At 67.0% G+C, this 24,471-nt stretch carries 20 protein-coding genes and 2 pseudogenes; 12 read left to right on the top strand and 10 right to left on the bottom strand.

Features of this window, described 5'->3' with window-relative positions; translation table 11 throughout:
- Window positions 1-167: 167 nt before the first annotated feature.
- Window positions 168-1,322 (bottom strand): FAD-dependent monooxygenase, encoded by a 1,155-nt coding sequence (locus FHP25_RS09850; protein ID WP_147846746.1) that lies wholly within the window; start codon window positions 1,320-1,322, stop codon window positions 168-170.
- 135 nt (window positions 1,323-1,457) lie between these two features.
- Between FHP25_RS09850 and FHP25_RS09845 the strand changes: the two genes are divergently transcribed.
- From FHP25_RS09845 to FHP25_RS09805, 9 genes and pseudogenes are all read left to right on the top strand, one after another.
- The gene (locus FHP25_RS09845; RefSeq protein ID WP_147846759.1) at window positions 1,458-2,465 is read left to right on the top strand and encodes an ArsR/SmtB family transcription factor; all 1,008 of its coding nucleotides are present in this window, start codon (window positions 1,458-1,460) and stop codon (window positions 2,463-2,465) included.
- A gap of 90 nt (window positions 2,466-2,555) precedes the next feature.
- Window positions 2,556-4,445, top strand: coding sequence for an ABC transporter substrate-binding protein (locus FHP25_RS09840; protein WP_147846745.1), 1,890 nt, complete (start codon window positions 2,556-2,558; stop codon window positions 4,443-4,445).
- Between the two features lie 12 nt (window positions 4,446-4,457).
- On the top strand, window positions 4,458-5,462 hold the full coding sequence (locus FHP25_RS09835) for an ABC transporter permease (RefSeq protein ID WP_147846744.1): 1,005 nt from the start codon (window positions 4,458-4,460) through the stop codon (window positions 5,460-5,462).
- A gap of 2 nt (window positions 5,463-5,464) precedes the next feature.
- Window positions 5,465-6,322 carry an ABC transporter permease gene (locus FHP25_RS09830; protein WP_147846743.1) on the top strand — a complete coding sequence of 286 codons (858 nt, stop codon included), beginning with the start codon at window positions 5,465-5,467 and terminating at the stop codon, window positions 6,320-6,322.
- A 20-nt stretch (window positions 6,323-6,342) separates the two neighbouring features.
- Window positions 6,343-7,337 (top strand): annotated as a pseudogene (locus FHP25_RS41820) (ABC transporter ATP-binding protein).
- On the top strand, window positions 7,334-8,188 hold the full coding sequence (locus tag FHP25_RS09820; protein ID WP_147846742.1) for an ABC transporter ATP-binding protein: 855 nt from the start codon (window positions 7,334-7,336) through the stop codon (window positions 8,186-8,188). Before FHP25_RS41820 ends, FHP25_RS09820 begins: the two are co-directional and overlap by 4 nt.
- Before the next feature lie 15 nt (window positions 8,189-8,203).
- A complete protein-coding gene (arfA, locus tag FHP25_RS09815) occupies window positions 8,204-9,685 on the top strand; it encodes an arabinosylfuranosidase ArfA (RefSeq protein WP_147846741.1) in 1,482 nt (493 codons plus the stop codon).
- Between the two features lie 330 nt (window positions 9,686-10,015).
- Window positions 10,016-11,575: an acyl-CoA carboxylase subunit beta gene (locus tag FHP25_RS09810; RefSeq protein WP_147846740.1), complete on the top strand. Its 1,560-nt coding sequence runs from the start codon at window positions 10,016-10,018 to the stop codon at window positions 11,573-11,575.
- Window positions 11,576-11,731: 156 nt separating this feature from the next.
- Window positions 11,732-12,949 carry a CaiB/BaiF CoA transferase family protein gene (locus tag FHP25_RS09805; RefSeq protein ID WP_147846739.1) on the top strand — a complete coding sequence of 406 codons (1,218 nt, stop codon included), beginning with the start codon at window positions 11,732-11,734 and terminating at the stop codon, window positions 12,947-12,949.
- A gap of 113 nt (window positions 12,950-13,062) precedes the next feature.
- Here FHP25_RS09805 and FHP25_RS09800 read toward each other — a convergent pair whose 3' ends face one another.
- Together FHP25_RS09800 and FHP25_RS09795 are read right to left on the bottom strand one after the other, a co-directional pair.
- A complete protein-coding gene (locus FHP25_RS09800; protein ID WP_178133423.1) occupies window positions 13,063-14,259 on the bottom strand; it encodes an MFS transporter in 1,197 nt (398 codons plus the stop codon).
- Window positions 14,260-14,417: 158 nt separating this feature from the next.
- Complete coding sequence (locus tag FHP25_RS09795) at window positions 14,418-15,164, bottom strand: SDR family NAD(P)-dependent oxidoreductase (protein ID WP_147846737.1); 747 nt, start codon at window positions 15,162-15,164, stop codon at window positions 14,418-14,420.
- Between the two features lie 103 nt (window positions 15,165-15,267).
- On the opposite strand from FHP25_RS09795, the gene dinB reads away from it, so the two are divergent.
- Window positions 15,268-16,350, top strand: coding sequence for a DNA polymerase IV (dinB, locus tag FHP25_RS09790; RefSeq protein WP_147846736.1), 1,083 nt, complete (start codon window positions 15,268-15,270; stop codon window positions 16,348-16,350).
- A 12-nt stretch (window positions 16,351-16,362) separates the two neighbouring features.
- Here dinB and FHP25_RS09785 read toward each other — a convergent pair whose 3' ends face one another.
- The 3 genes from FHP25_RS09785 to FHP25_RS40735 are packed head-to-tail and all read right to left on the bottom strand — an operon-like array spanning window position 16,363 to window position 18,256.
- Complete coding sequence (locus FHP25_RS09785; RefSeq protein ID WP_147846735.1) at window positions 16,363-17,457, bottom strand: aldose epimerase family protein; 1,095 nt, start codon at window positions 17,455-17,457, stop codon at window positions 16,363-16,365.
- Entirely contained in the window at window positions 17,454-17,858 is a 405-nt protein-coding gene (locus FHP25_RS40740; protein WP_178133422.1) for a MaoC family dehydratase, read from the bottom strand. The genes FHP25_RS09785 and FHP25_RS40740 overlap by 4 nt, the downstream gene beginning before the upstream one ends.
- On the bottom strand, window positions 17,852-18,256 hold the full coding sequence (locus FHP25_RS40735) for a hotdog family protein (protein WP_178133421.1): 405 nt from the start codon (window positions 18,254-18,256) through the stop codon (window positions 17,852-17,854). The genes FHP25_RS40740 and FHP25_RS40735 overlap by 7 nt, the downstream gene beginning before the upstream one ends.
- Window positions 18,257-18,440: 184 nt before the next feature.
- Here FHP25_RS40735 and FHP25_RS09775 point away from each other — a divergent pair, with 184 nt between their 5' ends.
- Together FHP25_RS09775 and FHP25_RS09770 are read left to right on the top strand one after the other, a co-directional pair.
- Window positions 18,441-19,598 carry an acyl-CoA dehydrogenase family protein gene (locus FHP25_RS09775; RefSeq protein WP_147846733.1) on the top strand — a complete coding sequence of 386 codons (1,158 nt, stop codon included), beginning with the start codon at window positions 18,441-18,443 and terminating at the stop codon, window positions 19,596-19,598.
- 31 nt (window positions 19,599-19,629) lie between these two features.
- Complete coding sequence (locus tag FHP25_RS09770; protein ID WP_147846732.1) at window positions 19,630-20,610, top strand: Bug family tripartite tricarboxylate transporter substrate binding protein; 981 nt, start codon at window positions 19,630-19,632, stop codon at window positions 20,608-20,610.
- Between the two features lie 34 nt (window positions 20,611-20,644).
- Here FHP25_RS09770 and FHP25_RS09765 read toward each other — a convergent pair.
- From FHP25_RS09765 to FHP25_RS09750, 4 genes and pseudogenes are all read right to left on the bottom strand, one after another.
- A pseudogene (locus FHP25_RS09765) lies at window positions 20,645-22,035 on the bottom strand (amidase).
- 48 nt (window positions 22,036-22,083) lie between these two features.
- Entirely contained in the window at window positions 22,084-22,479 is a 396-nt protein-coding gene (locus tag FHP25_RS09760; protein ID WP_178133420.1) for a YybH family protein, read from the bottom strand.
- Window positions 22,476-23,492 (bottom strand): ABC transporter ATP-binding protein, encoded by a 1,017-nt coding sequence (locus tag FHP25_RS09755; protein ID WP_147846730.1) that lies wholly within the window; start codon window positions 23,490-23,492, stop codon window positions 22,476-22,478. Before FHP25_RS09755 ends, FHP25_RS09760 begins: the two co-directional genes overlap by 4 nt.
- Window positions 23,479-24,468 carry an ABC transporter ATP-binding protein gene (locus FHP25_RS09750; RefSeq protein ID WP_218578303.1) on the bottom strand — a complete coding sequence of 330 codons (990 nt, stop codon included), beginning with the start codon at window positions 24,466-24,468 and terminating at the stop codon, window positions 23,479-23,481. Before FHP25_RS09750 ends, FHP25_RS09755 begins: the two co-directional genes overlap by 14 nt.
- Window positions 24,469-24,471 lie beyond the last annotated feature (3 nt).

The raw sequence follows: 24,471 nt of genomic DNA, 5'->3' as shown, positions 1-24,471 counted from the left end.
CGAAGGCATGGGAAGGTGAGGGGTAGGAACGATCAAGCCATGCAGCAAAAATAGGGACTGATCGCTCGTACCCCTCACCTTCCCATCGCTTCGCGATGGGCCCCTCCCTCTCCCCGCTGCCGCGGGGCGAGGGGTGAAAGGCAGCATATGCGAATGCCCTGCGTAGCTCAGAGGGAGCTGCCGCCGGCATCGGCAAGCGGTGCCGTCAGGGCGTTGTAGCCGTAGACCCAGTCCGGGTCGGTCGCGCCCTTGCCCCAGCGGTTCTCGCGCGACGTGCGCTGCACCCGCGCCGTGCGATCCTGGCGCGTCGCCACATAGCGCGCCAGGGCCTGGGGGACACCTTCATGCGCGATACCGTCAAGGCAGCGCGCCAGGATGGCCGCGTCCTCAATGGCCATGGCAGCACCCTGCGCCATGTAGGGCGTCATGGGATGGCAGGCGTCGCCGAGCAGCACCACGTTGCCCTCGCCCCAGCGCGGCAGCGGGTCGCGGTCCACCAGCGTGCGCTTGTGCACCGCCGGGCAGGCCGCGAGCACGCCGCGAACCTGTGGGTGGAAGCCGTCGAATGCCGCACGCAGCACCGCGACGTCACCCTCGGTGGACCAGGATTCGGCGCTGAATTCCGGCTCCGGCTGGCTGGTGACGAAATAGACCTCGCTGCGGTCGGGCTTCACCGGGTACATCACGATGTGCCGATCTTCGCCCCACCACTTCACGCATTCGTCGAGCGTGACACCCTGCAGGAGCCGTGCCGGGAAGACCGTGCGATAGGCGATGCGGCCCGTGAAGTGCAGCTCTGAGTCGCCGAACAGGAAGCGGCGCACGACCGAATTCACTCCGTCGGCGCCGACCACGGCGTCGGCTTCGGCGGTGGCGCCGTCGGCGAAGACGAGCCGCACCCTGCCCGTGGCCAGCGGCTCCAGACCGATCAGTCGATGGTTCAGCCGGATGCAGTCGGCCGGCACCAGGCTGGCCAGCGCCGCATGCAGATCACCGCGATGGGCCAGCAGGTAGGGCGCGCCATATCGCTCCTCGGCCGGCCGGCCGAAGATCATGTCGAACAGCACCTCGCCGGTACGCCAGTCGCGGTTGTTCCATGAGCGCGGATAGAAGGTCTCGCCCCGCAGCCGCTGCTCCAGCCCCAGCGCCCGCAGCACGTGCATGGCATTGCAGCCGATCTGGATGCCCGCGCCCAACCGCGTGAACTGCCGCGCCTGCTCGTAGACAGTGACATCGATCCCCGCCTTGCGCAGGGACGCGGCGGCGGTCAGCCCGCCCATGCCGGCGCCGATGATGGCGACGTCGAGCCTTATCCTTGTCATGCGTGCCACGATACCGTGTCTTGCGCCAGCGGAGCAGGACTTTCATGGCCAGCGGGGCGGCCGCCGACGCGGTCGTGGACAGGATCGGGTATTTTGATACGGTCGTGCGCCGTGGTCCGACCCGAGGTCTTGTCCGTGCTCTCCGCTGGCGGCGCACGCCGCAACGTTCTCACGATTGATCCGCAGGACCAGCTCGAGGTCCTGAAAGGCCTCTCCTCGCCTGTCAGAATCAAGATCCTGCGCCTGCTTCATGCCGGCGGGCCGATGAACGTCAACGAAATCAGCAAGGCGCTCAAGCTGCCGCAATCGACGGTGGCGACACATGTGCAGGTCCTGGAGGAGTCGGCGCTGATCCAGACCCGGGCCGTCAAGGCGACCAAGGGACAGCAGAAGATCTGCTCGGCGCGATACGACGAGGTGTTCATCCGCCTGGACGGCGTCCCGGCGCAGCAGCAGGATCGGATGATCGAAGTCGCCATGCCGCTGGGATTGTACACCAGCTATCAGGTCAGCGCGCCGTGCGGCCTGTGCTCGACCGACGGCATCATCGGCCTGCTCGACGTCCCCGACTTCTTCCTCGATCCCAGCCGCATGCGCGCGTCGCTGATCTGGTTCGGTCGCGGCTATGTCGAGTACAAGTTTCCCAACAATGCCAAGATCGCCCAGGCCGAGGTCGAAGCGCTCGAGTTCAGCCTGGAGATCTCGTCGGAGGTGCCGGGCACCAACACCAACTGGCCGTCCGACATCAGCCTCTGGGTCAACGACACCCTGGTCGGAACCTGGACGTCGCCCGGCGATTTCGGCGACAAGCGCGGGATCCACACCCCGCGCTGGTGGAAGCTCGAGGGATCACAGTACGGCAAGCTGACGACGTGGCGGATCACCGACAAGGGATGCTTCGTCGACGGCGCCAGGGTATCGCGCGTCAACCTCAAGCAGCTCGATCTGGCGGCGCATCACTCCATCCGGCTCAAGATCGGAATCGACGACGGCGCCAAGCGCCCCGGCGGCATCAACATCTTCGGGCGCGGCTTCGGCAACCATGACCAGGACATCAATATGCGCCTGTATCTGAAACCGGCGCTCGCGGAGGGTGCGCCGGCATCAAGGAATGGTGCCGCCCGACTATATCATAAATCTTGATATATATCAGCCTCGTTTGACGTGACGTTGCGAACGATCTAGCCTCACGGCAACGACAAGCGCCCGATGGCGCAGGTGAGGGAGGAAACGATGCGCATCTGGCGTGCCATCGTGACGTTCGTCGTGGCCGTGTCGGCGATTGCGTCCGCCCATGCGCAAGGCTCGATCTCCAAACTGCCGCGTCGCGAGACGCTGATCGTCGAGAACCCCGAAGGAACGATCAAGAACGCCGGCTGGTTCAACATCTGGGCGATCAACGCCGGCGGCCAGTCGACCGGCCTGCACCAGCTGGCGATGGATACCTTCTGGTACATAGACCCGCAACGCGGCCTCGACGGCGTCTGGGACAACTCGCTGGCATCGGAGAAACCCATCTACAACGCCGACTTCACCGAAATGACGGTGAAGCTGCGCCAAGGCATCTTCTGGAGCGACGGCAAGGAGTTCACCGCCGACGACGTCGTCTACACCATACAGACCCACATGAAGACCCCGGGCCTGCGCTGGAGCGCGGCCGTGCAGGTCAATGTCGCCGATATCTCGGCACCAGATCCCTATACCGTCGTCTTCAAGCTGAAGAAGTCCAATTCGCGCTTCCATGCACTGTTCACCGTGCGCTGGAACGCGATGTGGATGATGCCCAAGCACGTGTTCGAGAAGGCGGGCGACCTGCTGAAGTTCGCCTTCGATCCGCCGGTGACGCTCGGGCCTTACGTTCTGCACAGCTACGATCCGAACGGCAAGTGGTTCATCTGGCAGAAGCGCCAGGACTGGCAGCGCACCACCGTCGCCCGCTTCGGCGAGCCGGGTCCGAGATACGTCGCCTATATCGATCCCGGTCCGCCGGACAAGCGCGTGATCGCCCAGCTCAACCATGAGCTGGACATCATCCACGACACGTCACCCGAAGGCATGTTCACGCTGGCCAAGCAATCCAAGACGTCTCACAGCTGGTTCAAGGGCTTCCCCTACGCTCACCCCGATCCGACCCTGCCGGCGGTGATCCTCAACAACCAGCTCGACATGTTCAAGAACCGCGACGTGCGCTGGGCGCTGGCGCTCCTCATCGACATCAAGGCGGTATCGATGGCGTCCTATCGCGGCGCGGCGACCATATCGGCGATCGGCGTGCCGCCGACCGGCTCGCACCCGGAGTACTACCATGCGCCCTTGGAGAGCTGGCTCAAGGACTTCGAGCTCGACACCGGCAAGCGCAAGTTCAAGCCCTATGATCCGACGCTGGGCCGCCAGATCGCCGACATGCTGCGTCCGTCGATGACAGAGCAGATCCCCAGCGACCCCGAGGAGATTAACCGCGCCTTCGGCCGGGGTTGGTGGAAGCCGAACCCGCAGGCGGCGCAGGAGCTGCTGGAGCGCGCCGGCTTCACCAAGCGCGGTGAGCGCTGGTTCATGCCGGACGGCAAGCCGTTCACCATCCGCATCACGGTCGAAGGCGAGTTGCGTCCGGTGATGACCCGTGCCGGCAGCATGATCGCACAGCAGTGGCGCCAGTTCGGGATCGACGCGACGACCATCGTCGCCCAGGGCAGCCTGGTCGACCGCCGCAACGCCGGCGACTACGAAGCGATCATCAGCTGGAGCGTCGAGACCTGGGGCGGGCACCCCGACCTGTCGTTCTTCCTCGACAGCTGGCATTCCCAGTTCGTCGCCGCGCCCGGCAAGGCGCAGCCGCCGCGCAACTGGCAGCGCTGGTCCAGCCCGGAGCTCGACAGGATCATCGAGCAGATCCGGCAAACCGGCTTCGACGATCCCAAGGGGCTCGAGCTGGGCCGCGAGTACGTGAAGCTCGTCGTGCGCGAAATGCCGACCATCCCGTTGATGTCCTATAACGTGTTCACCGTCATGGACGACACGTATTGGACCGGCTATCCCAGCGCCGAGAGCGCGCCTTACACCGATCCGGTTCCGAACTGGGCCAACACCAAGTACATGATGGTCCGGCTGAAGCCGCGGCAGTAGCGTGTGTGTGACATGCCGGGCTATGCGGCCTACCTGCTGTCGCGACTGGGCCAGTTCGTCCTCGTCGTCTTCATCGGGATGAACATCTCGTTCATCGTCACCCACTCCACGCCCATAGACCCGGTAGAGCAGACGATCGCCGCGGCGACCCAGTACGGCAGCACCAATCCCGAGGCGATCGCGCTGATGCGGCAATCCCTGCGCGAGCTGTACGGGCTGGAGGGCGGCCTGGGCGCGCAATATGTCGCGTTCTGGCGACGCATCGCCGTCGGCGACTTCGGCCCGTCACTGTCCGCCTTTCCCACGCCTGTTGCCGTCCTGGTCGGGCGCGCCATCCCGTGGACCGTGGGCCTGCTCGTCGTCTCGACGGTGTTGACCTGGATCCTCGGCAACGCGCTGGGCGGGCTCGCCGGCTACTACCGCAAGAACCGCGTGCTGCGCTTCGCGGGTATCCTGGCAATGGCGTTCCACCCCATCCCCTACTACATCGTCGCGTTCATCCTGCTGATCACCTTCGGCTATCTATGGCCGGTGCTGCCGATCAGCGGCGGCTACATGATGAACATGGAGCGCGGCTTCAACCTGGGGTTCATCATGAGCCTGCTGGAGCATTCCATCCTGCCGATCCTGTCGCTGGTCCTGGTCGGACTCGGCGGCTGGTTCATGGGCATGCGCTCACTGGTGTCGAATGTGGTCACCGAAGACTACGTCACCTACGCCGAACTGGGCGGCGTCAGCCGCCGCCGGATCCTCGTGTCGTACGTCATGCGCAATGCGCTGGTGCCGCAGGTGACCGGGCTTGCCATGTCGCTGGGCGCCATCTTCAACGGCGCCATCATCACCGAGCAGGTCTTCGGCTATCCCGGCATCGGCACCCTGCTCGTGTCGGCCGTGCATGCCGGCGACTACAGCCTGGTGCTCGGCATCACGTCGGTGTCGATCGTCGCCGTCTCGGCGGCGGTCCTGATGATCGACCTGCTCTATCCGTTGCTCGATCCCAGGGTCAGAGCCCGCTAGCCATGTGGCGGATCCTGCGCGACCTCTTCCGCCACAACCGCGCGTTCGCGGTCGGCATGGCGCTGGTCTTCTTCGTGGTGGTCTTCGCGACGCTGTCGCTCTTCTCACCCTACCCGCCGAACGACAGCTTCGTCGTGCCTCCCGACCTGCCGCCGTCCTGGGCCTATCTCCTAGGAACCACGTCACGCGGCCAGGATGTGTTCTGGCTGCTGAGTTTCTCCATCCGCAACACCCTGCTGTTCGGCCTCACCGTCGCCTTCATCAGCCGCATCCTGTCGCTGGTGATCGGCCTCGTCGCCGGCTACCTGGGCGGCGTCATGGACCGCGTCCTCATGTCGATCAACGACACGTTCATCGTGATCCCGCTCTTTCCGATCCTGGTCCTGTTCTACTTCGTGATGCGGGACAGGATGTCCTGGAGCCTGCTGGCGCTGATGATGGCTTGTCTTGGCTGGGCCTACGATGCGCGGCTGATCCGCTCGGTCGCCATGAGCCTGCGTACGCGCGAGTTCACCGAAACCGGCATCTTCTCCGGCATGAGCATGCGCCAGGTGCTGGTCCAGGAGCATCTGCCCTACGTGTTGCCGATCGTCTTCTCCACGACCATGAACAACCTCAACTGGTCGATCGGACTGGAGGTCACGCTCTCGGTGCTGGGCTTCACCGACATCAATACGCCCACGATCGGCGTGCTGATCTACTGGGCGAACCAGCACACCGCGCTGGTCGCCGGAATCTGGTGGTGGATCGCCTTCCCGGTGCTGCTGGTCGTGATCGCCTTCGTGGGCCTGTTCCTGCTGGCCGTGTCGATGAACGAGTACATCGACCCGCGCAGCCGGCTCGACCGGGTGCACGGATGAGCGGGGCGCGGAACAACCCGATGCCCGAACCCGTGCTCGCGGTCGACCGCCTGCGCGCCTACTACCGGACGTCGTCTTTCGGCGTCGAGCGCGAGGTGCGGGCCGTCGACGACGTGAGCTTCCAGGTCAATGCGAACGAGATCTACGGCCTGGCAGGCGAATCGAGCTGTGGCAAGACGACCCTGATCAGGACCATCGCCGCCGCCATCCGCCCGCCCCTGACCGTGGTCGATGGCGCCGTCGTGTTCAACTTCCGCCAACAGCGCCTGGACGTGTACGCCGCCGACACGAAAGCGCTGGATGCGATCCGGTGGAAGAACCTCTCCTATATCATGCAGGGGTCGATGAACGTGCTGAACCCGGTACGGCGGGTACAGCAGTCCTTCGTCGACTTCGCCTATCGCCATCTCGGCCAGCGGATGCCTGCCTTCCTGGGCCTGGTGCGAGCCCATCTGCAGCGGCTCCACCTCGAGCCGGAGGTGCTCGATGCCTTCCGCACCAGCTTTCCGGCGGCATGCGCCAGCGCGTGACCATCGCGCTCGCCACCGTCTGCCGGCCGGAATTCATCATCGCCGACGAGCCGACGACGGCGCTCGATGTGGTCGTGCAGACCGGCGTGCTGGCGATGATCCGCGAGGTGCAACGCGAGATCGGTGCGTCGATCATCTTCGTGACCCACGACATGGCGGTGCACGCCAACCTGTGCGACCGCCTGGGCATCATGTATGCTGGCCGACTGGTCGAGGAAGGCCCCACTGCCGCGGTCTTCCGCACGCCCAGGCATCCCTACACCGCCCATCTCATCGCCAGCCTGCCTCGTCTGGGCGACACCGTGCCCAAGCACGGCCTCGCCGGCGCGCCGCCGAACCTCGCCGACCCGCCGGCAGGCTGCCGCTTCCACCCGCGCTGCCCGCGCGCCATGGACGTCTGCCGGCGGGAGGCACCGCCCATGACGTGGCTGGGCCCTGGGCACCGCGCCGCGTGCTTCGCGGCAGCGCCGGGCGGAGCGTCATGACCGCGCCACTGCTGGAGGTTTCGGACGTTGTCCGGACCTACGCCATGGGCGGCCTGCTGGCCCGTCATCGCACGCGGGCCGTCGATGGCGTCAGCTTCCACCTGGATGCCGATCGGCCCGAGATCCTCGCCGTCGTGGGTGAATCAGGCAGCGGCAAGACCACGCTCGCCCGGATGATCCTCAACACCGTGACGCCGACCGCGGGCATCATCCGCTTCCAGGGCACGGACCTGTCCCGCATCCGCCGCGCTCGTGACCGGCGCGCCTTCATGACGCACGTCCAGCCGATCTTCCAGAACCCGTTCGAGGCCTTCAATCCGCTGAAACCGGTGGACCGCTACCTCTTCGTGACCGCGCAGCGCATGGCCGGCCTGAAAGCCGCCGAGGAAATCAGGCAGCGCGCCGACGACTCACTGAAGACCGTCGGCCTGTCACTGGCAGAAGTCAAAGGGCGCTTCCCTCATGAGCTGTCGGGAGGCCAATTGCAGCGGGTGGCGATCGCCAGGGCACTGATCCCGACGCCAAGGCTGCTGGTGGCCGACGAGCCAGTGTCGATGATCGATGCCTCGTTGCGCACATCGATCGTCAACCTGCTGCGCCGCCTGCGCGACGAGATGGGCGTCTCGATCATCTACATCACGCACGACCTGGCGACGGCATACTACATCAGCGACCGCATCCTCATCATGCATCGCGGCCGCGTCGTGGAGAGCGGCAACGCGCGCGCCGTGCTCGACAATCCGCAGCACGCCTACTCGATCCTGCTCAAGAGGTCGGTGTTGTCGCCCGACGCGGCTGCCAGCGGCGGCGCTGTGCTCGCGGCCGCGACGAGCCGATATGACCAGCCATGATGGAGGCGATGACTTATGCGTAACGTCGACGTTCTTCTTCACCGTGATTTCGTCATAGGCACCACGGACCCTCGGCTCTTCGGCGCCTTCGTCGAGCATCTCGGTCGCTGCGTCTACGGCGGCATTTTCGAGCCTGATCATCCGACCGCCGACAAGAATGGCTTCCGGCAGGATGTCCTGGCGCTGGTGCGCGAGCTCGCCCCGACGATCATGCGCTATCCCGGCGGCAACTTCGTCTCGGGCTACAACTGGGAAGACGGCGTCGGCCCGGTCGCCCGGCGCCCGCGCCGGCTAGACCTGGCGTGGATGTCGACCGAGACCAATGCCTTCGGCACCAACGAGTTCATAGACTGGTGCCGCGCCGCCGCCATCGAGCCGATGCTGGCGGTGAATCTCGGGACCCGCGACGCGGACGCCGCCCGCAACCTGGTCGAATACTGCAACCATCCCGGCGGCACGGCGCTCTCGGACCTGCGGCGCGAACACGGCTGGGCGCGGCCGCACGATGTGAAGTTCTGGTGCCTGGGCAACGAGATGGACGGTCCGTGGCAGATGGAGGCGAAGACGCCGGAGGAGTACGGGCGCATTGCCGTGGAAGCCGCGAAGATGATGAAATGGATCGATCCCACCATCGAGCTCGCGGCCTGCGGATCCTCCGGCCGCCGGATGCCCACGTTCGGGCGATGGGAGGACGCCGTGCTCGAGCACACGTTCGACCATGTCGAGTTCATCTCGTTGCACACCTATCTCAACAACTACGCGGGGGACACGGCCGCCTTCATCGCCAGCTGCGACCTGATGGACAATTTCATCGACGAGGTGGTGGCGATCGCCGACACCGTGGCCGCGCGCCGGCGTTCGGACAAGCGCATCATGCTCAGCTTCGACGAATGGAATGTGTGGTATCGCACGCGGCGCGGCCGCGACGCCAGGGTCAAGCCGGGCTGGCCCGTGGCGCCGCCGATCCTCGAGGAAATCTACAACATGGAGGACGCGCTTGCGTTCGGGGGCGCCTGCATCTCGCTGCTCAATCATGCCAACCGCGTCAAGGCCGCATGCCTGGCACAGCTCGTCAACGTGATCGCCCCGATCATGACCGAGACAGGCGGCCCGGCATGGCGACAGACGATCTTCCATCCCTTCGCGCATTTCAGCAATTTCGGCCGCGGGCGGGTGCTGCGCGCCGTCATCGACTCGCCGACCTACACGGCCAGCTACCTCGATCCGAACGGGCCCCAGGATCTGTATTTCCGGCTGCCGGCCGTACCCTACCTGAAGCTGGCGGCCATCCACGACGAGAAGGCGGGCCTGCTGACCCTGTTCGCCCTCAACCGCAGCTTGACCGAGGACATGCCGCTACAAGTGCGGATCGAGGGCTTCTCGCGCCTCGAGGTGGCGCAATCCCTGCAGCTCTGCGACGCCGACCTGAAGGCCGTGAACACTAAGGAAGCTCCCGATCGCATTGCGCCACTACGTCGTGGAGAACTAGGTAGATGACTGATGCCGTGAACACTAAGGAAGCTCCCGATCGCATTGCGCCCCGTCCGTTGACGGCCGTTCGCGCGTCCTGCAACCGGCTCGATGCGACGCTGTCACCGGCGTCGTGGACGGTCATCCGGATGGCCGTATCTGCATGAGCTTCTGGCCGCGGCGTGGATCCCGGCCCCGTTGCTGCGGCGCTCGGGATGACAGATCAGCCAAGGACAGCAGCCCGTCGGTCACGCCGACATTTGCTGATGATCGCATCGGAACTTCTCATGCGCGCCCTGGTCTGGAGACATGTCGGTTCGTGATACAAGCGTAGCCGACGCAGCACCTGGGGATGCCATGGGTTGGGACAAGGAGCTCGACGAGATCGCGCAACGACGGCAGGCCGCTAAGGCATTGGGTGGCGAGCCAGCCGTGGCTCGCCAGCATGCCAAGGCGCGGCTCACGATCCGCGAGCGCATCGATGCGCTGCTCGACCCCGGCTCATTCCGTGAGATCGGCCCGATCGCCGGCGCCGCCGAGCACACGGACACGGGTGAGCTGGCCGGCATGACGCCAGCCAATTTCGTGCTGGGCTTCGGCAAGATCGCAGGCCGGCCCTGCGTCGCGGGCGGCGAGGATTTCACCATCGCTGCCGGCTCGCCCAACCTGGCCGGCCTGCGCAAGAGCATCTACACCGAGGAGCTGGCCTGCCAGTACCGTGTGCCGCTGGTGCGCCTGCACGAGGGATCGGGCGGCAGCGTCACCGGCAGCGCCGGCAAGGGGGCACCGCCCACGCCGCCCGAGCCGGTCTACGCGCCGCATCGCTTCGCCTCTGTCGGCCGCGCGCTGGCCACGGTGCCGGTGGCGACGGCGGCGCTGGGCGCGGTCGCCGGACTGCCCGCCGTGCGCCTGGTGTCGTCGCACTATTGCGTGATGACGCGCCAGACGGCGCAGGTCCTGGTCGGCGGTCCGGCCCTGGTCGAGCGCGCCCTGGGCCAGGCCGCATCGAAGGACGATCTGGGCGGCGCCGCCGTGCATGAGAAGAGCGGCGTGATCGACGATGTCGTCGACGACGAAGCGGCCGCCTTCGCTGCCATCCGCCGCTTCCTGAGCTACCTGCCGCAGCATGTCTGGGCGCTGCCGCCGGCGCTGCCCTGCACCGACGACCGCAACCGTGCCGATCAGCGCCTGGCCGATATCGTGCCGGTCGACCGGCGCCATGTCTTCGACATGCGGGCCGTCGTGCGCGCCGTCGTCGACCAGGAGTCCTTCTTCGAGATCGGGCGCCGCTATGGCTCGGGGCAGATCACCGGACTCGCCCGCCTGCTGGGCTGTCCGGTCGGCGTGCTGGCCAATGATTGCCGACAGCTGGCGGGATCGATGACGGCAGCCGGCGCGCGCAAGGTGCGCCGCTTCGTCGAGTTCTGCCAGACCTTCCATCTGCCGGTGCTGAACTTCGTCGACGAGCCCGGCTTCATGATCGGCGCCGAGGCCGAGATGGAGGGTACCGTGCGTGCCGGCGCCGGTGCCGTGCTGGCCGTGGCGATGGCCACCATCCCCTGGGCCTCGATCATGGTGCGCAAGAGCATGGGGCTGGGCGCCGCGGCCCACTACGCGCCCGGCAGCTACATCCTTGCCTGGCCGTCGGCGGAGTCCGGCGCCTTGCCTGTCGAGGGCGGAGTCGCGGTCGCCTTCGGACGCGAGATCGCGGCCGCCGCCGATCCGGCGGCGCGACGACGCGAGCTGGAGGCGCAGTTCGCGGCGCGCCGGTCGCCTTTCCCGCGCGCCGAGGCGCTGTCGGTGCATGACCTGATCGATCCCCGCGAGACCCGCGCCCGGCTCTGCGACTGGATCGAGCTGGCCTGGCCGCTGCTCGACCAGCAGGTCGGGCCGACGAGCTTCACGTACCGGCCATGACGATCATGTCGACTCGCATCGTCGTTGGTCGCGTCGCGATGCCACTGTCATCCCGAGCGCAGCGAGGGATCTCCCGCGAAAGGTGCACTGTGCGTCTTGCCGCAGGAGAGCCCTCGCTACGCTCGGGATGACGTAGATAACGGGAGAATCCCCCACATGCCAGGACCGCTGCACGGCTATCGTATCCTCGATCTCAGCGCCGTGATCTCGGGGCCCTACGGCACCATGATCCTGGCCGACCAGGGGGCGGACGTCATCAAGGTCGAGCCGCCCGGGCGCGGCGACTTCACGCGCAGCGCCGGCAACAAGAGCGGCGGCCTCTCGGCCAGCTTCCTCAACAACAACCGCAACAAGCGCTCGATCACCATCGACCTGCGGCACCCCGACGGCGTCGAGGTCGTGAAGCGCCTGGCGCGCATCTGCGACGTGCTGGTGCAGAACTTCCGGCCCGGCGTGGTCGATCGGCTCGGCGTCGGCGAGGCGGCGATCCGAGCCGTCGCGCCCCGTATCATCTACGTCTCGATCAGCGGCTTCGGCGAGACCGGGCCGTTCGCGCACAAGCCGGTCTACGATCCGATCGTGCAGGCGTTGAGCAGCCTGGCCTCGGTCCAGGGCGGTTCCGATGCAGCCCGTCCTCGGCTCGTGCGCACCATCCTGCCCGACAAGCTGACGGCGGTCACCGCCGCGCAGGCCATCACCGCGGCCTTGCTGGCGCGCGAGCGCAGCGGCGTCGGCCAGCACGTCCGGTTGTCGATGCTGGATGCCGTCGTGGCGTTCCTGTGGTCGTCGGACATGGGTGGGCAGACCTATGTCGGCCGCACCATCAGCGCCCAGCGCGCCGCCAGCTTCATCGACCTGATCTATGAGACCAAGGACGGCTACATGAGCGTCGCGGTGATGACCGACGAGCAGTGGTCGGGTCTGACCCGGGCCTTCAACCGGCCGCAATGGCTCGAGGATCCGCGCTTCGCGACCACCGAGCTGCGCGATCTCAACATCGATGCGCGCCTGGAGCTGATCCAGTCGGTGCTGCTCGAGCGCAGCACGGCGGAATGGATGCAGCGGCTCGAAGCCGAGGGCGTGCCGTGCGCCCCGGTGCTGACCCGCAGCGAGATGATCGATCACCCGCAGATCGCGGCCACCGGCATCGTCGTGCAGAGCGATCATCCGCAGGCCGGCCGGCTGCGCCAGGCGCGCAACGCCGCGCGCTTCAGCGTGACGCAGCCGGAGCTTCGCCGCGGCGCCCCCACCCTGGGCGAGCATACGCAGGAGATCCTGCGCGAGGCAGGTTTCAGCGACGACGAGATCGCGCGCCTGCAGGCGACGGCGCTTGGCGGCGCCCGGGGTTCGCACGCAGCCGCAACCGGCACATAGGCGCGGCGCAGCGTCGCTTCATGGTTCGACTCGGTGAATGCGAAGCATTCACCTGTGCTCACCATGAAGCTGTTCTCGAGAGCGGCTGATAGGCTTCGCACGAACCGTCCGTATCAGCCCCGGTCGCGCCACATCGCCGGCCACCGCCAGGCGCACAGGATGAGCGCGGCGACGGCACAGGCCGCCGACACGACCACCGCCTCGGCCGCGCCGATCTGCGATGCCAGCCACCCGATATGCAGGGTGCCGAGCTGGCCGAGGCCGATCGTCGTGGTGAGCACGCCCATGATGCCGGAGCGACGCTCCGCCGGCGTATGCGCCAGCACCTGGGTGCTCTGCATGGCGGCGAACCAGGACATGCCGAGGCCGGCCGGCAGCAGCGCCACCAGCGACAGGGCATAGGCCTGCGACAGGCCGAAGCCCAGCGCACCCAGCGCCACGGCGAAGGAGCCGACCAGGAAGGCGCGGCCGAACCATGCGGGCCGCACGAAGGCCGTCAGCCCGATCGCCCCCAGCATGGCGCCCAGCCCTTCCGTGGACGACAGCAGCCCGACGTCAGCCGGCGCGGCGTGCAGAACCTCCTTGCCGATGACCGGTATCATGCTGCCGTAGGGAAAGCCGAAGAAGTTGAGGCAGATGCTGACCGCCAGCACGCCCTGCACGGTTGTGCTGCGGCGCACGACGGCAAAGCTTTCGGCGATATCGTCCCAGATGCGCCGCTGCCCCGACAGCGCCGCCACGCTGCCGGTTGACATCCCCAGCGCCAGCATCAGCGCCGCGGCGAAGCAGGCGACACCCAGGACGCAGGTCGCCCCGAAGCCGAAGGCGGCATAGAGCACACCGCCGATGAACGGCCCGGCCAGCCGCAGGCCGTTGATCGTGGCCCAGTCGAAGCTGATGGCGGTGCCCGTGTTGGCCATGCCGGCGACGGCGCACATCATCGTGCGCCGCACGGAGTTCTCGGAGCTCCAGTAGGTGCCGATGACCAGCGCCCCGGCGGTGACATGCCAGACCGCGAGCGCATCCAGGGCCGCGAGGATCGCAAGGCTGCCATAGGTCAGCGCCACGGCAGCGATGCCGACCCGCATCAGCCGGCCAAGCGGCATCCGCGCCGCGAGCGCGCCGAACATCACGCCGACGATCATGGGCGCGGCCCGCGCGAAGGTGACGATGGCCACCCAGGTCGGCGAGCCGGTGACGTCGAAGACGTAGATCCCGGTCACGACCATGTCGAGCCAGCGCATGATGCCGGTCGTCGCGCCGATCAGCCATAGCCGTCGAAAGGCGCCATCGGCGATCAGCGCGCGCAAGCCACTTTCCGGCGCCACACCCGCTCCCGTCTGGTGCGCCCGTTCTCGGCGGGCGCGTCTCCTCCGGGCGATATTGTAGAAGAGCCGATGCCGCCTCCGCGCGCCTCGACAGGACAAAGCTGCCCTGCCGCTGCTGCAGCCGTATCGCGGCGGATTTCCTACTGGATGCCGCCGTCGACCTGGATCACCGATCCCGTCGTGAACCCGGAATGATCGCTGGCGAGGTAGAGCGCGGCTGTGACGATCTCCTCCGGCTTGCCGCTGCGCTGCAAGGCGACGCCGGTGTTCTGCCGCGCCTCCTCCGTCCACGCCTTGGAGATGTCGGTGAGGAACCGCCCCGGCATGATCGCGTTCACCCGCACCTTGGGCCCGTATTCGAAGGCAAAGGCCGTGGTGATGGCATTCAGCGCCGCCTTGGCGCCGGCATAGGGTGCGATCGACGGCCGCGGCCGGATGGCGCCGACGCTGCTGATATTGATGATGCAGCCGCCGTTGCCTGCCGCCATGCGGCTGCCCACCAGCGACATCAGCCGGAACGGGCCCTTGAAGTTCAGGTGCACGATGCGGTCAAAAAGCTGCTCGCTCGTTTCCAGCGACGAGGGCGCCAATGGCGAGCTGCCGGCGTTGTTGACCAGGATGTCGACCTTGCCGAAGGCGGCGTAGGCCGCGTCGGCCAGCCCCTCGAGCTCCTCCCAGCGCGTCACGTTGCAGGCATAGGCCACTGCCCGGCGCCCCATCTTCTCGATCTCGGCGGCGACCTGCTGGCAGGCATCCAGCTTGCGGCTGGTCACGACGATGTCAGCACCACGCTCGGCGAAGGCCTTGGCCATCTCATAGCCCATGCCCCGGCTGGCGCCGGTGATCAGGGCCACCTTGCCGCTGAAATCAAACAGACGATCGGTCATCGCTCTCCTCCAGTTCCTTGCACCCTGGTCCTTGCATTCATGCTATCCGACCCACGATGATAACCATCGGCTTGCTGTCGTCACCCTTCCATCAGGCGGTCTGATGACCGAGAAAGACGTCCGGAAGATCATCCATCTGGACATGGATGCGTTCTATGCGTCGGTGGAGCAGCGCGACAATCCCGAGCTGCGCGGGCTGCCGGTGGCGGTGGGCGGCTCGCGCGAGCGCGGCGTGGTGGCGGCCGCCAGCTACGAAGCCCGCAAGTTCGGTGTGCGTTCGGCCATGCCGTCGGTCACGGCGCGGCGCAAATGCCCCGACCTGGTGTTCGTGAAGCCGCGCTTCGACGTCTACAAGGCAGTATCGCGGCAGATCCGCGCCATCTTTGCGGAGTTCACGCCGCTCATCGAGCCGCTGTCGCTCGACGAAGCCTATCTCGACGTGACCACCAACCTCAAGAACATGGCCTCGGCGACGCTGATCGCGCAGGATATCCGCGCCCGCATCCTGACGGAGACCGGCCTCACCGCCTCGGCCGGCATTTCCTACAACAAGTTCCTGGCCAAGCTGGCTTCCGACCAGAACAAGCCCAACGGCCAGTACGTCATCACACCGGCCATAGGCGCGGCGTTTGTCGAAAACCTGCCGGTCGGCAAGTTCCACGGCATCGGCCCCGTCACGGCCGCCAAGATGAACCACCTCGGCATCTTCACCGGCGCCGATCTGCGCGGCCAGACGCTGGCGTTCCTGCAGCAGCATTTCGGCAAGGCCGGCCCGTGGTATCACGCCATCTCGCGCGGCCAGGATGACCGGCCGGTGGTGGCCGACCGGCCGCGCAAGTCGGTCGGCTCGGAAACGACCTTCGCGCAGGATCTCAGCGCGCCGGCCGATATCGAAGCCGGCGTGCTGGCGATGCTGGACGAGGCCTGGGCCTATTGCGAAAAGAGCGGCATCACCGGCCGAACCGTGACGGTGAAGGTGAAGTATGCCGACTTCCAGATCGTGACGCGCAGCCATACCGGCGCGGCGCCCTTCACCAGCAAGCCCGTGGCCGAGCGCACCTGCCTGGAGCTGGTGCGAGGCCTCTTCCCGCTGAGCAAGCCGATCCGGCTGCTGGGCGTGGCGCTGTCCAACCTCAGCACCGACAACGCGTCGGCCCCGACGCAAATGACCTTGGCGCTGTCGTAGAGCCACCCTCCATCAGGGCCGCGTGAAACGCAGCAGCGTGGTCGACCGGAACGAATCCCCCGGCCGCAGCACGGTCGAGGGGAAGCCGGGTTGGTTCGGTGAATCGGGGAAGTGCTGGGTCTCCAGGCAAAGGCCGGCGCGCGGTCCATAGGCGCGGCCCTCGGCGCCGACATCGAGGCCGCGCAGGGCGTTGCCGCTATAGAACTGCACGCCCGGCTCCGTGGTCCAGACCTCCATCGCGAGCCCCGACGGAGGCTCACGCACGCGCGCCGCAAGGCGTGGGCCAGCCGCACCTGTGGATCGCAGGACGAAGGTGTGATCGTACCCGTGGGCCAGCGCCAGCTGCTCGTCGGCCTCAGCGATGCGCGCGCCGATCGGCATGGGTGTGCGGAAATCGAACGGCGTTCCGTCCACCGGCCGAACCTCACCCGTTGGAATGAGATGCCGATCGACCGGCAGGAAGGCGTCGGCGTTGATCTGCAGCTCGTGCGCAAGCACATCGCCTGAGCCGGCGCCGGCGAGATTGAAGTAGGCGTGGTTGGTGAGGTTGATCACCGTCGGGCGATCCGTCGTCGCGGTGTAGTCGAGCCGCAGCGTGCTTCCTTCCAGGGTATAGCGGGCGCGCGCTTCCACGCGTCCCGGAAAGCCCTGGTCGCCGTCAGGGCTGACATGCGCGAGCGTCACCGACGGTGCCACATCCGCCGCCAGCGCGTCCAGGCGCCAGACGGCTGCGTCGAAGCCGTTCCTGCCGCCATGCAACGTGTTGGGCGGCTCGTTCACCGATAAGGCATGGTCGACACCGTCGAGGCGGAAGCGGCCTGCTGCGATGCGATTGGCGAAGCGGCCGATCGTGCCGCCCAAATGCCCCCGCGCGCGGCAATAGTCCTCGAGCGTCGTGAATCCGAGCACGATGCTGCGCGACCTGCCGCTGCCGTCGGGAACATCCAGGGCGGCCAGCGTGGCGCCGTAAGTCAGGATCCGGGCACGCAGGCCGTCCGTGCTGGCCAGCGTGACGACATCGACGTCATCGCCGGCCGCCAGCGTGCCGAACCGGTCGCGCGTGGCACGACCGCGGTCCACCGGCACCGCATGGGGATCCTGGCTCATGACAGCGTGATGCTCACCTCGCCCGCAATCAGTAGCGTATCGGCGCGGCTGATGGAAAGGTCCAGCGTCGCGCGGCCGGCAGCGACCGACCGCACCGTCAGGACCATTGCGCCCCGCTCGCCAGCCCGCGCCGGGCTGAGCATCGTCGCCTTCAGCCCGCCGCTGCCATGCCAGGCCTCTCGACCAAACAGGTCGCACAGCCACGTCTCGACGGGCGCCAGCAGGAGCATGCCCTGGGCGATGGTGCCGCCATAGACGGTTCGCGCGCCGTAGTCAGGATCGACGTGGATCGGCGCATCGGTGCCCAGCAGCGCCCCGAAATCGTTGAAGGCGGCCTGAACCATCGGGGGGCCGGCACGCTCGAACCGCCTGCCCGGCGACAGATCGCGTGCCGTCAGCATGGCCAGTACAGGACATGGCGCACGGTCACGGCGCGGCGTTGATCCTGCGCGCGATGAACGGCCTGCTCGACGACGACGAAGCGCTTGCCTTTGCGGATGTACTTGTCGGCGATCCGCACGCGCATCTCCAGGGCTTCCCCCACCGCGACGCCGTGCTCCAGCACAAGCTCCTCCTTGGCATGCAGCACGCCTGGCGGCAGCCGAAGATGCGCCTTCAGCGTCTTGAGCTCGTTGAGAAGGAAGACAGGCACCGGCTCGCCTGCCGTGACCTCGCGCGGCGGCTCGCCCAGGCACTGCCTGAAGCGCCGCATGTCGTCGGGCGTGATGACGAACACACGCGAAGGCAGGGCGCTGCCGACCTCGATGTCGCCATAGCCGACGCCGGTCCACCCGCCCATGCGCGTGTCGATGTCGGGAGAGGACGCTGGATGCTCCGGCAATACCGCCTCGATGCTGCTGCATGACGATGCCCGGAGCCTACATCGCAAACCAATACTGTCAACAGTTAGCAGATGACATTTGACGCGACTTGTACTAGCAAGTGCCCCGGTCAGTGACCAGCCGGGAGCGAAGGGGGCGCCGATGCCATTGTTCAACGACTTCGGTTTCACCGACGAGCAGAAGATGATGCGCCAGAGCCTGCTGAAGCTGGCGGAGCGCGCCCTGCCGCCGGCGAAGATCCGTGAGCTCGACCGCACCGACGGATGGCCTACCGAGGCCTATCGGGCGCTGGCCAAGGATGGCTGGCTCGGCCTGCCCTACCCGACCGAGTACGGCGGCCTGGGCGGCGGCTACAAGGACATCGCCATCCTGCTGGAGACGCTGTCGTACCACTATGCCTGCTTCGGCACGACCTACATGACGAGCGTCATCTATGCCGGCCTGCAGCTTCTGCACAGCGACAGCGAGGGCCTGCGCCAAGACTACATGGTGCCGATGATCAAGGGCGACCTGTACCTCGCCTTCGCGCTCACCGAGCCGCAGACGGGCTCGGACGCGGCCTCGATCAAGACCTACGCCCGCGCCGACGGCCCCGACTACGTCGTCAACGGCCAGAAATGGTTCATCACCTCGGCCCATGTCGCCGACTATCTCGTGCTGGTGGTCAAGACCGACCCCGACGTGCGTCCCGCCCATAGCGGCTTCAGCATGCTGCTGGTCGACACGCGCGCGCCGGGGGTCTCCATCAAGCCGATCGAGACGATGGGCCGGCACACCACCCATACCAACCAGATCTTCTTCGACAACGTGCGCGTTCCCGGCCGCAACCTGATCGGCGCCAAGAACGGCGCCTGGAAGGCGCTGATGCGCGGGCTGAACCTGGAGCGCATGTGCATCGCGGCCTGCGGCGCCGGCAATGCCCAGAAGGCGGTCGAGATCGCCCAGGACTACGCCACCCAGCGCATCCAGTTCGGCCAGCCCATCTCCCGCTTCCAGGTGATCGCGCACAAGCTGGCCGACATGCGCATCAAGGCCGAGATGGCGCGGCTGGTGACCTATCGCACCGCCGAGATGATGGACGCCGGCGCCGATGCCCGCATGGAGACCGCGATCGCCAAGATCGTGGCCACCGACAACGACTTCGAGTGCGCCCATATCGGCATGCAGGTCATGGGCGGCGCCGGCTACTCGATGGAGCACGACATGCAGCGGCTGTTCCGCGATTCGCGCCTGGGGCCGATCGGGGGCGGCAGCAACGAGATCCAGCGCAACATCATCACCAAGCTGATGGGACTGTAGCGTCGCCACAGCGCAATCGGGGGGACATGCAATGAAACGGCGTTTCCTGGTCAAGTCTACGCTCGCGCTCGGCGCCCTGTGCGGAACCGGCACGGCGCAGGCCCAGACCTATCCGACCACCGGCGTCAAGATGGTGGTGGGCTTCAGCCCCGGGGGCACGGTCGACGTCGTGGCCCGCGTGCTGGCCGAGCATCTCACCACGACGCTGGGCCAGACCTTCATCGTCGACAACCGCACCGGCGCCAACGGCATGCTGGCAGCCCAGACCGTGGCCAAGGCCGAGCCGGACGGGCATACGATCTTTGTCAGCAACAGCAGCTCGATCACGCTCAACCCGACCCTGTTCAAGAACCTGACCTACGACCCCGAGCGCGACTTCACGCCGGTCACCACCGTCGTTGCCGTGCCGCTGATCCTGGCGGTCAATCCCGACAACCCGGAGACCGCGTCGGTCAAGACGTTCCAGGACTTCCTGGCGCTGGTGAAGGCAAAGCCGGGCGCGGTGCCGTTCGGATCGGCCGGCGTCGGCAACATCACGCATCTGGCCTTCGAGCTGCTGGGCGACCGCGCCGGCTTCAAGATGATGCATGTTCCCTACCGCGGCGCGGCGGCAGCCCAGGCAGCGATCTTCTCCAAGGAAGTGATCGCCATCTTCGACACGATGGCGGCCGTGCCGCATGTCAGGACCGGCAAGCTGCGTGCGCTCGCAGTCTCCTCCAGCCAGCGCCTGCCGGCCCTGCCAGACGTGCCCACGGTCGCCGAGCTGGGCTATCCCGGCTTCGACATCACGTTCTGGGTCGGGCTCTTCGTGCCCAAGGCCACACCGCAGGGCATTGTCGACCGCCTCAACCGCGAGGTCATCGCGGCCACGGCGGTGCCCGCCGTGCGCGCCAAGCTCGAGATGCAGGGCGGCGTGCTGACCCAGACACCCGCCGCCTTCGCCGCCAAGGTCAAGTCGGAAACTGCCGAGCTGGCCGCGATCGTCGCCAAGGCGAAGATCACTGTCGAGTAGATTTCCCCTCGCTCGCGGATGCGGAGCGATGCATCTACGCCGGGAGATGCGGGCGCCGGCCGTGCCACGGCACGGCCTGCTCGAGCTGACCGGCGAGGCTGAAGAGGGTGGCCTCGTCACCGAAACGCGCAGCGATCATGACGCCCACCGGCAAACCGTCTGATGTCCATGACAGCGGCACCGACATCGCCGGCTGGCCAGTCGTGTTGTACAGTGCCGTAAAGGGGGAGAACTCGCGCTGCGTACGGCGGAAGTACTCGGGTTTGGGGTTGTCCATGTGCAGCGGCCCGAGCGGAATCGGCGGCGCCGACAGGGTCGGGCTCAGCACCACGTCGTGGCGCTCGTGAAACGCCGCCATCCGCCGACCCTGCCGATGAATTGTCTGCTGCGCTGCGGCATAGGCCTCGGCCGTCATAGCCGCCGACGCCTCCACGGCGGCCCAGGTCACACTCTCCACATCGGCGCGACGCAGCGTGCGCCCGAGCGTTGTCGCTCGCCGGTGGAACGCCTGCGCAACATTGCTCGCCACCAGAACCCAGAGCGCCGCCGCCAGCTCATCCGCGTCGCCCGGCGGCATCGCCTCTTCGACGTCGTGGCCAAGGGCCTCGAGCAGCTTCGCCGCCTCGACCACGGCATCGCGGCACGCAGGGGCTACAGTGGCGCCGCCGAGTGGCGCAGGCTGCAGCGCCACACGCAAGCGGGCGGGCCGGATAGCCACTGCTTCCAGGAAAGATCCTGGCGCGGGCGGCGCGCAATAGGGGTCGCCCGGTGCCATGCCATGTGTCGCATCCAGCGCAGCGGCGCTGTCGCGCACGGAGCGCGAGATCACGTGCTGACACGCAAGGCTTCCCCACCCTTCGCCGGCATCCGGTCCGGCGGGCGTGCGCCCGCGCGTCGGCTTAAGGCCGAAAACGCCGCAGGCCGACGCCGGAACACGGATCGAGCCGCCACCGTCGCTGGCATGGGCCAGCGGCACGATCCCCGTCGCAACCGCCGCCGCAGCTCCGCCCGACGATCCGCCCGCCGTCCGCGCCGTGTTCCAGGGATTGCGAGTGACGCCGGTCAGAGTCGTCTCGGTCGAGACGGCAAGGCCCATTTCCGGCGTTGTCGTCTTGCCGAAGATCACGAGCCCAGCCTGCTGGTACCGTTTCGTCAACGTCGAGTCGTGGTCGGCGACAAAATCGCGAACAGCCGTGATCCCATAGTCGTCGCCGTGCCTGTCAGCAGCAACGACAGATCCTTGAGCAGGAACGGGACGCCCCGGAACGGCCCGTCGGGCAGACCAGCGTCGATCGCCCGCCGCGCCCGCTCAGGGAAGCTGGCCGACAGCGCGTTGACGTGGGGATTCCATCGCGCCACGCGCGCTAGCGCCGCCTCGAGCAGATCGCTCGGCCGGAGCTGACCGGCCTTCACCAGCGCCGCCATGGCCAGCCCATCGAGGTGATCGTATTCCGGCAGGGGCATCATCGGTCATCACCGCGCCGTCGTCGGCCGGTCAGCGTTCATGATGTCACGATGAAGCTGCCAACCGCGGTTGGTGCGCCTCCAGATCACGACGTATTTGCCAGGATCTAGCACCGTGCCATCGGCTGCCACCCACTGAGAGCTGCCGCGCTCCCAGGCCATGTTGCCCGAACCGCCGACCTCGTGCGTGACCAGCGCCAGCCGCGCCGGCCGGCGCGCCTGCGCACGCCGGGCGAATTGCACTGCACCGGCGAGGCCGACCAGCGTTTCATGATCGGGGACCATGATCAGCGCGTCCTCTGTGTATAGCGCCGCGAAGGCGTCGACGTCGTCCCCGTTGATCAGCGCGACGAAGCGCGCGACCTGGGCTTCGATCTCCAGACGGATGGTCAAATCTTCGCTCACGCAGCTTCTCCTTCGACGGCGTTGTGGAGATGACAGGCGACGGCATGCGTGCCGCCCTCACCGGCCAGCACCGGCTCGATCCGGGCACAGACCGGCATGGCCTTCGGGCAACGTGTATGGAACCGGCACCCCGAGGGTGGCCGCAGCACGCTGGGCACCTCGCCGGCGACGATCTGCCTCGGACGCGCCGCCTCAGCCGCCGGGTCAGGGATCGGAATTGCGGCGAGCAGCGCCTGCGTGTACGGATGCAATGGCTGGCGATACAGATCGGCGCTGGCGGCGACTTCGACGATCCGGCCGAGATACATCACGGCAATGCGATCACTGACATGACGCACCACGGCCAGGTCATGGGCGATGAAGATGTAGGCCATCCCGAATCGCTCCTGCAGATCCTCGAACAGGTTTACGACCTGTGCCTGGATCGACACATCCAGCGCCGACACCGGCTCATCGCAGATCAGCAGGCCGGGATGGACGGCAATGGCGCGGGCGATGCCAATGCGCTGCCGCTGGCCGCCGGAGAACTCGTGCGGATAGCGGTCGATCATGTCGGCTCGCAGCCCCACCATCTGAAGGAGCTCACGCGCACGCTCGCGCCGTTCCGCCTTTCCCGGGGCCAGGCCATGCACGGCCAGCGGCTCGCCGATGATATCGGCAACCGGCATCCGCGGATTGAGCGAGCCGTAGGGATCCTGATAGACCATCTGCATGCGCCGCCGAATCGGCTGCATGCCGGCGCGGTCGAGACGGGTGATGTCGCGGCCTTCGAAGACGACGCGGCCATCGTTCACCTCGGTCATGCGCAGCACGGCGAGACCGGTCGTCGACTTGCCGCAACCCGATTCTCCAACCAGCCCGAGCGTCTCGCCGGCGCGCAGGGTGAAGGACACGCCGTCGACTGCTTGCGCCGCGCCGACACGGCGCTTGAAGATGACGCCCTTGTAGAGTGGGAAATGCACCTTTAGCCTCTCGACACAGAGGAGCGGCGCGTCGTTCTCAGACGGCGGCATCGACGAAGCACGCCCGATGGTGGCGCTCCCCGATTTTCTCAAGCATGGGTACGCGCCGCCCGCAGGGATCAGCCGCGAAGCGACAGCGAGGGTGGAAGGCACAGCCGGGCGGCAGCTGCGCCAGGCTCGGCGGGTAGCCTTCGATAGGCTCCAAGCGCGTGGCCGTGTCGCGATCGAGCCTTGGTATCGAGGCCATCAACGCCCTGGTGTAGGGGTGGCTCGCGCGTTCGTAGATGTCTCGCGCCGTTCCCGTCTCCACGATCCGGCCGGCATACATCACGCATACGCGATCGGCGTAGCGCGCCACTACGCCCAGATCGTGAGTGATCAGAATTAGCGCCGAGCGGGTCTCCTGGGTCAGCTCCTTGAGCAGATCCAGGATCTGCGCCTGCACAGTCACGTCTAGCGCCGTGGTGGGCTCGTCGGCGATGATCATGCGAGGCCGGCATGCCAGCGCCATCGCGATCATCACCCGCTGCCGCATGCCGCCCGAGAACTGATGCGGATAGGCCGCCAAGCGTGCGCCGGAGTCCGGGATGCGCACGCGGTCGAGCAGCGTCTTGGCCTTGCCCAAGGCGGCCGCCCATGGCGTGCCGTCGTGGATGCTGAATGGTTCGGCAACCTGCAGCCCCATGGTCAATGTCGGGTTGAGCGACGACATCGGCTCCTGGAAGATCATGGCTATCCTGTTGCCTCGCACGGCCCGCATCTGCCTGTCGTCGAGCGTCAGCAGATCCTGGCCGTCGAAGATCACCTCGCCGGCGACGATACGTCCCTGCGGACTCGGCACAAGGCGCAGCAGCGACAGTGCCGTGACGCTCTTGCCCGAGCCGCTTTCGCCGACGACAGCCAGAGTCTCTCCGGCATCAACGTTGAGGGACACCGAGTCGACCGCGTTGACAAAGCCGCGATCGGTGCGGAACTGAACCGTCAGCCCGCGAACCTGCAGGAGAGGAGAAGTCATGGATCCGGCCATTTC

It is taken from the genome of Vineibacter terrae, from assembly GCF_008039615.1.
GTDB lineage: Bacteria > Pseudomonadota > Alphaproteobacteria > Reyranellales > Reyranellaceae > Vineibacter > Vineibacter terrae.
The sequence above is the reverse complement of the archived record's forward strand: the minus strand, read 5'-3'. Positions and strand labels throughout refer to the sequence as shown.

Excerpts from the sequence above, each read along its gene's own strand:
- FHP25_RS09850 (WP_147846746.1), bottom strand. The coding sequence starts at position 1,322 with ATGACAAGGATAAGGCTCGACGTCGCCATCATCGGCGCCGGCATGGGC.
- FHP25_RS09840 (WP_147846745.1), top strand. The coding sequence starts at position 2,556 with ATGCGCATCTGGCGTGCCATCGTGACGTTCGTCGTGGCCGTGTCGGCG.
- FHP25_RS09835 (WP_147846744.1), top strand. The coding sequence starts at position 4,458 with ATGCCGGGCTATGCGGCCTACCTGCTGTCGCGACTGGGCCAGTTCGTC.
- FHP25_RS09830 (WP_147846743.1), top strand. The coding sequence starts at position 5,465 with ATGTGGCGGATCCTGCGCGACCTCTTCCGCCACAACCGCGCGTTCGCG.
- FHP25_RS09820 (WP_147846742.1), top strand. The coding sequence starts at position 7,334 with ATGACCGCGCCACTGCTGGAGGTTTCGGACGTTGTCCGGACCTACGCC.
- arfA (WP_147846741.1), top strand. The coding sequence starts at position 8,204 with ATGCGTAACGTCGACGTTCTTCTTCACCGTGATTTCGTCATAGGCACC.
- FHP25_RS09810 (WP_147846740.1), top strand. The coding sequence starts at position 10,016 with ATGGGTTGGGACAAGGAGCTCGACGAGATCGCGCAACGACGGCAGGCC.
- FHP25_RS09805 (WP_147846739.1), top strand. The coding sequence starts at position 11,732 with ATGCCAGGACCGCTGCACGGCTATCGTATCCTCGATCTCAGCGCCGTG.
- FHP25_RS09795 (WP_147846737.1), bottom strand. The coding sequence starts at position 15,164 with ATGACCGATCGTCTGTTTGATTTCAGCGGCAAGGTGGCCCTGATCACC.
- dinB (WP_147846736.1), top strand. The coding sequence starts at position 15,268 with ATGACCGAGAAAGACGTCCGGAAGATCATCCATCTGGACATGGATGCG.
- FHP25_RS09785 (WP_147846735.1), bottom strand. The coding sequence starts at position 17,457 with ATGAGCCAGGATCCCCATGCGGTGCCGGTGGACCGCGGTCGTGCCACG.
- FHP25_RS40740 (WP_178133422.1), bottom strand. The coding sequence starts at position 17,858 with ATGCTGACGGCACGCGATCTGTCGCCGGGCAGGCGGTTCGAGCGTGCC.
- FHP25_RS40735 (WP_178133421.1), bottom strand. The coding sequence starts at position 18,256 with ATGGGCGGGTGGACCGGCGTCGGCTATGGCGACATCGAGGTCGGCAGC.
- FHP25_RS09775 (WP_147846733.1), top strand. The coding sequence starts at position 18,441 with ATGCCATTGTTCAACGACTTCGGTTTCACCGACGAGCAGAAGATGATG.
- FHP25_RS09770 (WP_147846732.1), top strand. The coding sequence starts at position 19,630 with ATGAAACGGCGTTTCCTGGTCAAGTCTACGCTCGCGCTCGGCGCCCTG.
- FHP25_RS09755 (WP_147846730.1), bottom strand. The coding sequence starts at position 23,492 with ATGCCGCCGTCTGAGAACGACGCGCCGCTCCTCTGTGTCGAGAGGCTA.
- FHP25_RS09750 (WP_218578303.1), bottom strand. The coding sequence starts at position 24,468 with ATGGCCGGATCCATGACTTCTCCTCTCCTGCAGGTTCGCGGGCTGACG.